General features: G+C 71.1%; 2 protein-coding genes. Both read right to left on the bottom strand.

Going from position 1 to position 11,080, the window contains the following annotated elements; all coding sequences use genetic code 11:
• A partial coding sequence (locus tag QSK22_RS32785) for a condensation domain-containing protein (protein WP_285498381.1) occupies window positions 1-2,019 on the bottom strand: 2,019 nt, incomplete at its 3' end.
• On the bottom strand, window positions 2,016-11,018 hold the full coding sequence (locus QSK22_RS32780; RefSeq protein WP_285498382.1) for a non-ribosomal peptide synthetase: 9,003 nt from the start codon (window positions 11,016-11,018) through the stop codon (window positions 2,016-2,018). The genes QSK22_RS32785 and QSK22_RS32780, both read right to left, overlap by 4 nt.
• Window positions 11,019-11,080 lie beyond the last annotated feature (62 nt).

The raw sequence follows: 11,080 nt of genomic DNA, 5'->3' as shown, positions 1-11,080 counted from the left end.
GCCGCCCGGACGCGCCATCACCAACCCCGCGCCGGTGATCAGCGGCCAGAAGAACTCCCACACCGACACATCGAACCCCGCCGGAGTCTTCTGCAAGACCCGGTCCGAACCGTCCAACCGGTACCGGTCCTGCATCCACAGCAGACGATTCACGATCGCCCCGTGCGAGACCGCCACACCCTTCGGACGACCCGTCGAACCCGACGTGTAAATCACATACGCCACGTCATCGGCACCCAACGACGTCACGGGAGCCGCTGCCGCACCATCCAACGGCAGGTCGTCCACCACGAACACGTCAGTGCCCTCGGGCACGACGTGACGGGTGGCCGACGTGCACACCACGACCGCCGGGCGGGCGTCGGCCAGCATGAACTCGATCCGCGCCGCCGGATACCCCGGATCCACCGGCACATACGCCGCCCCCGCCTTCAACACCCCCAGCAGCACCGCCTCCAACTCGACGGAGCGATCGACCACCACACCCACCAAGTCGCCCCGGCCCACGCCACGCGACGCCAACTCCGCCGCGACACGGTCACTGGCCGCGTCCAGTTCGGTGTAGGACCACCGCGCACGCTCGTCCGCCACCGCCAACGCACCCGGCGTCCGGGCCACCTGCGCAGCGAACAACTCCACCAGCGTCGCCGACTCCACCGCGTGCGCGGTGTCGTTCCACCCCGACACCACGACCTCACGCTCGTCGGCGGCCAACGCGTCCAGACGCCCCACCAGCAGCCCGGGATCGGCCGCCATCTGCTCCAGCAACCGCACCAGCCGTTCGCCGATCGTCCGCGCCGACTGTTCGTCGAACGCGTCGGGGCGGTAGCTGAGGCGCAGTTTGAGGACGTCGAGCGGTGCGACGGCCAGGGTCAGCGGGTAGTGGGCGGCGTCGGCGCCGTCCGTGCTGGCGATGCGGAGCCCGCCGAGGTCAGGCGGCCCCGCCGGGTCGCCGGGGAAGCTCTCGTAGGCGAGGAGCGTGTCGAAGGTGGCGCCGGAGCCGGCGAGTCGCTGGATCTCCGCCAACCCCAGGTACTGGTGGTCCAGCAGCAGCGACTGCTCGGCCTGCACCCGGCCCAGCAAAGCCGCCACCGTCTCACCCGGCCGCAACGCCACCCGCACCGGCACCGTGTTGACGAACAGGCCGAGCATCCGCTCAACACCGGGCAGGTCGGCCGGGCGGCCCGCGACGGTCGCACCGAACACCACGTCACGACGCCCCGTCAGCTTTCCGACCAGCACCGCCCAGCCCGCCTGCACGACCGTGTTCAGCGTCACCCCGACGCCGCGGGCCAGGTCGCGCAGTTCACCGCTGAGCCGCTCGCCCACGTCGACGATGACTTCTTCCGGCATGACCGGGTCCGCGTCCCGTACGGACGGCACGAGCAGGGTCGGCTCCTCGGCTCCGGCGAGCGTCTCGCGCCACGCGGCCCGCGCGCGGTCCTTGTCCTGGCGGGCGAGCCAGGCCAGGTACTCGCGGTAGGGGGTCACATACGGCAGGCCGGAGGTGTCGCCGCCCGCCGCGTACACCGCCCACAGTTCCCGCATCAGGATCGGCATGGACCAGCCGTCCATGACGATGTGGTGGACGGTGACGACCAGCCGGTGCCGGGTCTCGCCGAGTCGGACCAGCAGGAGCCGCAGCAGCGGCGGCGCATCCAGGTCGAAGCGGCGGCTCCGTTCGTCGTCGGCGATCCTGTCGGCCTCCGCCGACGCGGCGCACGGTGCCCGGCCGGACAGGTCGATCTCCCGCCAGGGCAGCTCCACACCGCGGACGATCACTTGGACGAGCTGCTGGGATCCGGCGGGCTGGCGGAAGGCGGCGCGCAGGCTGGCATGCCGGTCCAGCAGCGCCGCCCAGGAGCGGCGCAGCAGGTCCGCGTCGAGGGGGCCGTCCAGCTCGACGATCTGCTGGACGGTGTAGACGTCGAGGGTCCGCTCGTCGTACAGGGCGTGGAACAGCAGCCCCTCCTGCAACGGCGACAGGGGCCAGACGTCCTCGACCCGCCTCTGCGTCACCGCGTTCCCCTTTCGTCCATGTACTCGGCTTCGAGCTCGTCGATCATGTCCTGGGCCAGCGTCACCAGCGGGAAGTCCGACGGCGTATGGCCTCCGGCGCCGGTGCCGTCGGTGTGCGCGACGAGGCCGGCGAGCATGGCCGTCCAACCGGCGGCGAGAGCGTCGACCTCCGCTTCGTCCAGCAGGCCCTCCGGCCAGCTGAGGGACAGTTCCAGTTCGGGTCCGTGCGGGCCTTCGCGGACCAGGCCGGTGAGTTCCAGGGCGTGCGGGGCCGCCATCGCGGGGTCGGCGCCGCCGCCCTCGCCGACCTGCCGCCAGGCGGTGCGGGCGCCGTTCTCGGTGCCGCCGGTGAAACGACCGAGGTAGTTGAAGCCGATTTGCGGTACCGGCAGGGCGGCCAGTTCGGCGGCGGTGTCGGGGTTGAGGTGGCGCAGCAGCCCGTAGCCGAGCCCGTCGGACGGCACCGCGCGCAACTGCTCCTTGATGCGCTTGAGCAGTCGGCCCGCGTCGGGCCCGCCGGTGCGCACCTCGGCGGGGTCGATCGGCCCTGCGTCGAGGCGGACGGGATGGGCGCTGGTGAACCAGCCGACGGTCCGGGACAGGTCCATGCCGTCGGACAGGGCGACCCGGCCGTGGCCTTCGACGTCCACCAGGACGCTCCCTGTGCCGCGGACCTCGGTGAGCGCGGCGGCCAGCGCGGCGAGCAGGACGTCGTCCATGCCCGCGTGGAACGCCGCCGGAACACGGGTCAGCAGCGCACCGGTCGTCTCGGGCGGGACGGTCTTCGTCACCCTGCGCATCCGGGCGAGCAGATCGCGGGCCGGGTCCAGCGGCCGCCCGCCGAGCGGCGGTTCGGGGTGGTCGAGCATCGCCTTCCAGGCCGGCAGCTCGGCGGTCCGCTCGGGACGCCGCGCCTCGGCGGACAGCGCCAGCGCCCAGCTGCGGAACGACATCGACACGGGCTCCAAGGGGTCGTCCGGGTTCTCGTAGGCGTGGGCGAGATCGGGCAGCAGCACACGCCAGGACACGCCGTCCACGGCGAGATGGTGGATGACCCACAGCAGCGTGCCCTCGGCGGCGGGGCCCGCGTCGAACCAGACGAGCCGGGTCATCACTCCGGCCGCCGGGTCGAGCCGGGCGCCGGCCAGTTGCAGCTGTTCGGCGACGGCCTGCTCTGAGGCTTCGGCCGTGACGCGGTGGACGAGCGCTGCGACGTCCACGGTGCCCGGTTCGGGGATCACCAGTTCCCACGGCTCGTCCAGCCGGGCGCGCAGCATGTCATGGCGGTCCATGACCGCGCGCAGCGCGGCGACGAGCCGGTCGAGGCTGAGCCCGGCGGGCACGGCCAGCCGCGTCGATTGGAAGAAGGCGCCCTCCAGGGCGGTACGCCCCGAACGTTCAGCGAGTTCGCGCATCACCGGGGTTAGCGGCGCCCGGCCGATCGCCTCGGCTGCGGCCGGGGGCTCCTGGTGGTCTCCGGTGACGGATTCGGCGACGGTGGCGAGCCCGGCGGGTGAAGGGAGCTGGAACACCTCCATGGTGGCGATCTTCAGGCCGGCGCGGCGTGCCTTGGACACCAGGAGGATCGCGAGGATGGAGTCGCCGCCGAGCTCGAAGAAGGAGTCGTCGGCGCCGACCTGTTCCACGCCGAGCACCTCGGCGAACAGCTCGCACAGCAGGGCTTCGATGGGGTTGGCGGGGGCACGTCCCTCGGCTCGCCCGGCGAAGTCGGGGGCGGGCAGGGCGGTGCGGTCGAGCTTGCCGTTGGCGGTGACGGGAAGCGCGTCCAGTTTCACCACGGCGGCCGGAACCATGTGCTCGGGCAACCGCTCGGCGACGTACTCACGCAACGCCACCGCACCGGCCGAGCGCCCTTCAGCCGGGACGATGTAGGCGACGAGGCGTTTGTCGCCCGGACGGTCCTCTCTGGCCACGACCGCGACCTGCGCGACGTCTTCCCTCTCGGCGAGGACCTTTTCGATCTCGCCCGGCTCGATCCGGAACCCACGGATCTTCACCTGCTCGTCGGCACGCCCGGCGAACACCAGCTCACCATCGGACGTCCACTTGGCCAGGTCACCCGTCCGATACATGCGGCTGCCTACGTCGAACGGGCAGGCCACGAAACGCTCAGCCGTCAGACCAGACCGGTTGACATACCCGTAAGCCACACCGGCACCCGCGACGTACATTTCGCCGGTCACGCCGGGTGGGACGGGACGAAGGAACTCGTCCAGCACGAACACCCGGGTGTTGGCGATGGGACGACCGATCGGCACGACATCCCCACCGGTCAGCGGCGCGGTCATCGTCGCGCACACCGTCGTCTCGGTCGGCCCGTAGGCGTTGATGAACCGCCGCCCCGCCGACCACCGTTGCGCCAACCACGGCGGGCACGCCTCACCCGCCGCCACCACCGTCACACCATCAGGAAGGTCATCCACCACGCCCAGCACCGACGGCGGCACGGTCACATGCGTCACCTGGTACGAGGCGATGGTTCCTGCCAGGTCGCCGCCCTGTGCGTCCACCATCACCACTGCGCCGCCGGACAACAGCGCCACGAACACTTCGGAGACCGCCGCGTCAAATCCCAACGACGCGAACTGCAACACCCGCGCGTCACGCCCCACACCGAAGCCGTCCGACTGGGCAGCCACCAGGTTCACCACACCGCCATGCCGAACCGCCACCCCCTTCGGCACACCCGTCGAACCCGACGTGAAGATGACGTAGGCCACGTCCTCGGGTGACACGGGGACCTTAGGTGCGGCCGTCGGGCGGGTGTCCAACTCGCCCAGGACGAACGCCGGCGTTCCATCAGGGACGACGTGCCGCGTGGCCTTCCCGCAGACGACCAGGGCCGGGCGGGCGTCGGCCAGCATCAACGCGATCCGCGCGGACGGATAACCGGGATCGACCGGCACATAACCCGCCCCCGCCTTCAACACCCCCAACAACACCGCCACCAACTCGGGCGACCGCTCCACCACAACGCCCACCAGATCACCGCGCCGAACACCACGAATCACCAGCTCATGCGCCACCCGGCTACTGGCCGCATCCAACTCGGCGAACGTCCACGAACCACCAGCACCCACCACCGCCGTGGCCCCCGGCGAACGCCCCACCCACTCGGCGAACCGATCCACCAACGAACCACCCGCCACCGGCCGAGCGGTCGCATTCCAGCCCTCGACGACCGTGTGCCGTTCGGTCGGGTCGAGGATTTCCAGCCGGTCAACGGGCAGGTCGGGGTCGGCGGCGACCTGCCGGAGCACGCGGGTGAGCCGGTCGGCCAGCGCGCGGACGGTGGACTCGTCGAACAGGTCGGCGGCGTAGTGCAGCCCGCCCTCCAGGCCGGCCGGGGCGCCGTCGGTGTCCCGGCGTTCGGCCAGCGACAGCGACAGGTCGACGCGGGCGGCCTCGGTGCCCTCCTGCATCGGCAGGGGTTCGACTTGGAGGCCCGGCAGTGTCCAGGAGGCCGGGGGGATGTTGCCGAACGCCAGCATGACCTGGAACAAGGGGGGCCGCACCAGCGAGCGGGCCGGGCTGAGGTCGTCCACGAGCTGCTCGAACGGCAAGTCCTGGTGGGCGTAGGCGGCGAGGTCGGTCTCACGGACCCGCGCCAGCAGGTCGAGGAAGGAGGGATTGCCGCTGACGTCGGTGCGCAACACCAGCGTGTTGACGAAGAACCCCGCCAGCCCGTCCAACGCGGCATCGCCGCGACCCGCCACGGCCGTGCCGATCGGGATGTCGGTGCCCGCGCCGAGCCGTGCGAGCAGCGCCGCCAACGCGGCCTGCACCACCATGAACGCCGTCGCTCCGCCGCGCTGCGCCAGTCGCAGCAGGCCGGCATGGGTCTCGGGATCGACGTCCATCGGCACCGTCCCGGCCCGGAACGACGGCGTGGCCGGGCGGGGCCGGTCGGTCGGCAGGACGAGTTCTTCCGGGGCACCGGCCAGGGCGTCGCGCCAGTAGCCGAGCTGGCCGCTGATCAGGCTGTTCGGGTCGTCCAGGTCGCCGAGAACCTCGCGCTGCCAGATCGCGTAGTCGGCGTACCGGACGGGCAGCGGCGGCCAGTCCGGTTCCCGGCCTTCCAGCCGTGCCGCGTATGCGACGCCCAGGTCACGGGCCAGGACGCTCATGGACCACCCGTCCACCGCGATGTGGTGGGCGACGATGCTGAGGACGTGCTCGTCGTCGTCCAGCACGAGCAGCCGGACCCGCCAGGGCAGCTCGCGGCCGAGTTTGAAACGGACGGTGGCGTCGGCGGTCAGGGCGGTGCCGAGGTCCTCGGCGGCGATCCGGTCGATCTGCAGGCGGGGATAACCTGCCGTGCCCGTCAGGATCAGCTGGTAGGGGGTGTCACCGTCGTCGGGGAAGACCGTGCGGAGGGTCTCGTGCCGGTCGGCGAGGTCCGCGAGCGCCGCCTCCAGCGCCGTCACGTCCAGCCCGCCCGATAGGCGCAGCGCGAGCGAAAGGTTGTAGCCTGCGCCCGTCCCCTCCTGCTCCAGCCGGTTCAGGAACCACATGCGCTGTTGGCCGAAGGAGAGCGGCACCCGGTCCGGACGGGGACGCGCGGTGAGCGCGGCACGTCCCGCGCCGTCCTTTGCGGAGACGGCACGTGCGACGCCCGCCGGCGAGGGCGCGGCGAACAACGTCCGGATGCCGATTTCAGCGTCGAACACCGCCCGCACTCGGGCGAGCAGCCGCATCGCCAGCAGCGAGTCACCGCCCAGTTCGAAGAACGAGTCCTCGGCCCCGGCCCGCTCCAGGCCGAGAACTTCGGCGAACAGGCCGCACACGACCTCTTCCGTGGCGTTCAGCGGGGCACGTCCGCCCGAGCGTCCGCCGTAGTCGGGGGCGGGCAGGGCGGCGCGGTCGAGCTTGCCGTTGGCGGTGACGGGAAGCGCGTCCAGCTTGACCACGGCGGCCGGGAGCATGTGCTCGGGCAACCGTTCGGCAACGTAGTCACGCAACGCCACCGGCCCCGCAAAGTCGCCTTCGGCCGGGACGACGTAGGCGACGAGACGCTTGTCACCCGGCCTGTCCTCCCTGGCCACGACCGCGACCTGGGCGACGTCCTCACGCCCGGCGAGGACCTTTTCGATCTCGCCCGGCTCGATCCGGAACCCACGGATCTTCACCTGCTCGTCGGCACGCCCGGCGAACACCAACTCGCCATCGGACGTCCACTTGGCCAGGTCACCCGTCCGATACATGCGGCTGCCTACGTCGAACGGGCAGGCCACGAACCGTTCAGCCGTCAGGCCAGGCCGGTTGACGTACCCATGGGCCACACCCGCACCGGCCACATACATTTCGCCGGTCACGCCGGGTGGGACGGGACGAAGGAACTCGTCCAGCACGAACACCCGGGTGTTGGCGATGGGACGACCGATCGGCACGACATCCCCACCGGTCAGCGGCGCGGTCATCGTCGCGCACACCGTCGTCTCGGTCGGCCCGTAGGCGTTGATGAACCGCCGCCCCGCCGACCACCGCCGCGCCAACCACGGCGGGCACGCCTCACCCGCCGCCACCACCGTCACACCATCAGGAAGGTCATCCACCACACCCAGCACCGACGGCGGCACGGTCACGTGCGTGACCTCATATGACTCCACCACCCGCGCCAGGTCATCGCCCGGCGCGTCCACCATCACCACCGCGCCGCCGGACAACAGCGCCACGAACACTTCGGAGACCGCCGCGTCGAACCCCAACGACGCGAACTGCAACACCCGCGCGTCACGCCCCACACCGAAGCCGTCCGACTGGGCAGCCACCAGGTTCACCACACCGCCATGCCGAACCGCCACACCCTTCGGCACACCCGTCGAACCCGACGTGAAGATCACATATGCCACGTCGTCGGCCGACACTGCCACGTTCGGCGCCGTGACCGGCCGGGTGTCCAGGTCGCCCAGGACGAACGCCGGCGACCCGTCGGGGACGACATGCCGAGTCCGCTCCGCGCAGACCACGAGGGCCGGGCGGGCGTCGGCCAGCATCAACGCGATCCGCGCGGACGGATAACCGGGATCGACCGGCACATAACCCGCCCCCGCCTTCAACACCCCCAACAACACCGCCACCAACTCGGGCGACCGCTCCACCACAACGCCCACCAGATCACCGCGCCGAACACCACGGACCACCAGGTCTTGCGCCACCCGGCTACTGGCCGCATCCAACTCGGCGAACGTCCACGAACCACCAGCACCCACCACCGCCGTGGCCCCCGGCGAACGCTCCACCCACTCGGCGAACCGATCCACCAACGAACCACCCGCCACCGGCCGAGCAGTCGCATTCCAGCCGTCGATGAGCAGTTCACGCTCGGCGGGGTCGAGAATTTCCAGCCGGTCAAGTGGTGCTTCGGGCTCGGCCGCCACCTGCTCCAGCATCCGGACCAGCCGTTCGGCCAGCGCACGGACGGTGCTCTCGTCGAACAGGTCGGTCGGGTATTGGATCATGCCTTCGAGCCCGGACGCGTGCTCGGCCAGCATGATGGACAGGTCGAAGCGGGCACCCACCACCGTCGGCGGCAGGGAATCCGACTGCATCGGCCTCACGTCCAGGCCCGGCAGTTCCCACCGGATCGGCGGGACGTTGCCGTAGGCGAGCATGACCTGGAACAGGGGGTGCCGCACCAGCGAGCGGGCCGGGTTGAGCTCCTCCACCAGCCGCTCGAACGGCAGGTCCTGGTGGGCGTAGGCGGCGAGGTCGGTCTCACGGACCCGCGCCAGCAGGTCGAGGAAGGACGGGTTGCCGCTGACGTCGGTGCGCAACACCAGCGTGTTGACGAAGAACCCCGCCAGCCCGTCCAACGCGGCATCACCCCGGCCCGCCACGACCGTGCCGATCGGGATGTCGGTGCCCGCGCCGAGCCGTGCGAGCAGCGCCGCCAACGCGGCCTGCACCACCATGAACACCGTGGCGCCGCCGCGCTGCGCCACCCGCAGCAGACCGGCATGCGTCTCGGGACCGACGTTCAGAGGTACCGACGCCCCTTCGAACGTGGCCACCGATGGCCGTGGCCGATCGGTCGGCAGCGCCAGCTCCTCCGGCAGGTCCCGCAGCACCTCCCGCCAGTGGCTCAGCTGGCGGTTCATCACGCTGCCGGGGTCATCGCCGTCGCCGAGAACCTCGCGCTGCCAGATCGCATAGTCGGCGTACCGGACGGGCAGCGGCGGCCAGTCCGGGGCATGCCCTTCCCGCCGCGCCGCGTACGCGACGCCCAGGTCACGGGCCAGGACGCCCATCGACAGGCCGTCGGCCGCGATGTGGTGGGCCACCATGAGCAGGACGTACTCGTCCTCACCGAGCACCACCAGCCGGACCCGCCACGGCAGTTCGGACTCCACGTCGAGGCCACGGCCCGCGTCGGCCTCCAGGAGGGCCTTGAGTTCGTCCTCACCGGCCGCGTGGCTGATCACGAGTTCGGGGTGACCGTCCGCCAAGGGAAGCTGGTAGGGAGTTCCGTCGACTTCGGGGTAGATGGTGCGGAGGGTCTCGTGCCGGTCGGCCACATCGCGCAGGGCCGCTTCAAGCGCCGCGATGTCGAGAGCGCCGGACAGCCGCAGCCCGAACGGCATGTTGTACGAGGCGCCCGCTTCTTCCAGCCGGTTGAGGAACCACATGCGCTGCTGGCCGTAGGACAGCGGCAGCCTGTCCGGACGGGGCTTGGCCGTCAGCGGCGGACGGGCCCGGTCCGTGCCCGCCGTCACGGCCTTCGCGACACCGGCGACCGTGGGCTCGGCGAACAGCGTCCTGATCCCGATCTCGGTGTCGAACACCGCCCGCACGCGAGCGATGAGCCGCATCGCCAGCAGCGAATCACCGCCCAAGTCGAAGAACGAATCTTCGGCCCCTACCCGCTCCAGGCCGAGCACCTCGGCGAACAGACCGCACAGGATCTCCTCGGTCTGCGTCGCCGGCGCCCGACTCACCGACCGGCCCGCGAAATCGGGCGCAGGCAGCGCAGTCCGGTCCAGCTTCCCGTTGACCGTCAGCGGTAGCTCCTCCAGCTGCACAAAGGCGGCCGGAACCATGTATTCGGGCAGGCTCGCCGACAGGTGCTCGCGGAGCACGGCGGCGTCCACCGCACCGTTCGACGGCACGACATACGACACCAGACGCTCGTCTCGGACCAGCACCACCGCACGGTCAACGCTCTCATGCTCGGCCAGGACGGCCTCGACCTCGCCCGGCTCCACCCGGAAACCACGAATCTTCACCTGCTCGTCGGCCCGGCCGACGAACTCCAACCGGCCATCACTCGTCCAGCAGGCCAGGTCGCCGGTGCGGTACATGCGCTCGCCGGGGGTGAACGGGCAGGCCACGAACCGCTCGGCGGTCAGGGCGGGGCGGTTGACGTAGCCGCGGGTGACCCCGGCGCCGGCGACGTAGAGTTCGCCGGTCACTCCGGCGGGAACGGGCTGGAGGAACTCGTCTAGGACGAAGGTCTTGGTGTTGCCGATCGGGCAGCCGATCGGCGGCGTGCCCGGACCGTCCACCACACCGACTGTGGCCATGACGGTCGTCTCGGTCGGCCCGTAGGTGTTCCAGAGTCGATCGCCGCCTGCCCAGCGGGCGGCCAGGTCCGCCGACAGCCGTTCGGCGCCCAGCACCCACCGCTTCACGCCCTTGACCTGCGCCGGGTCGAGCACGCTCAACAGGGACGGCACGATGCTCGCCGCATCCACGCCCTGCTCGTTGAGCATCCGGGTCAACGCCGCCGAGTCGGCACGCTCCTGCGGCGTGGCGATCACCAGCGTCGCACCCGACGAGAGCGTCACCGCGATGTCCAAGACGGAGGCGTCGAAGCTGAATGAGGCGAACTGCAGAACTGACTTGCCCGGGGCCGCGCCCAGGACCGGGCGCAGCGCCTCCACCAGGTTCACCATGCCGCCGTGGTGCCCCATCACGCCCTTGGGACGGCCCGTGGAACCGGAGGTGTAGATGACGTACGCCAGGCTCGCCGGGTCCAGCCCGACCCCCAGCGGCTCGGAAGACTGCTCCGCGATCAGGTCATCGAGCGAGTCGATGCGCA

Origin of the sequence: Actinomadura sp. NBRC 104425 (assembly GCF_030269545.1) — a bacterium.
In the GTDB taxonomy this organism is placed as follows: domain Bacteria; phylum Actinomycetota; class Actinomycetes; order Streptosporangiales; family Streptosporangiaceae; genus Spirillospora; species Spirillospora keratinilytica.
The sequence above is the reverse complement of the archived record's forward strand: the minus strand, read 5'-3'. Positions and strand labels throughout refer to the sequence as shown.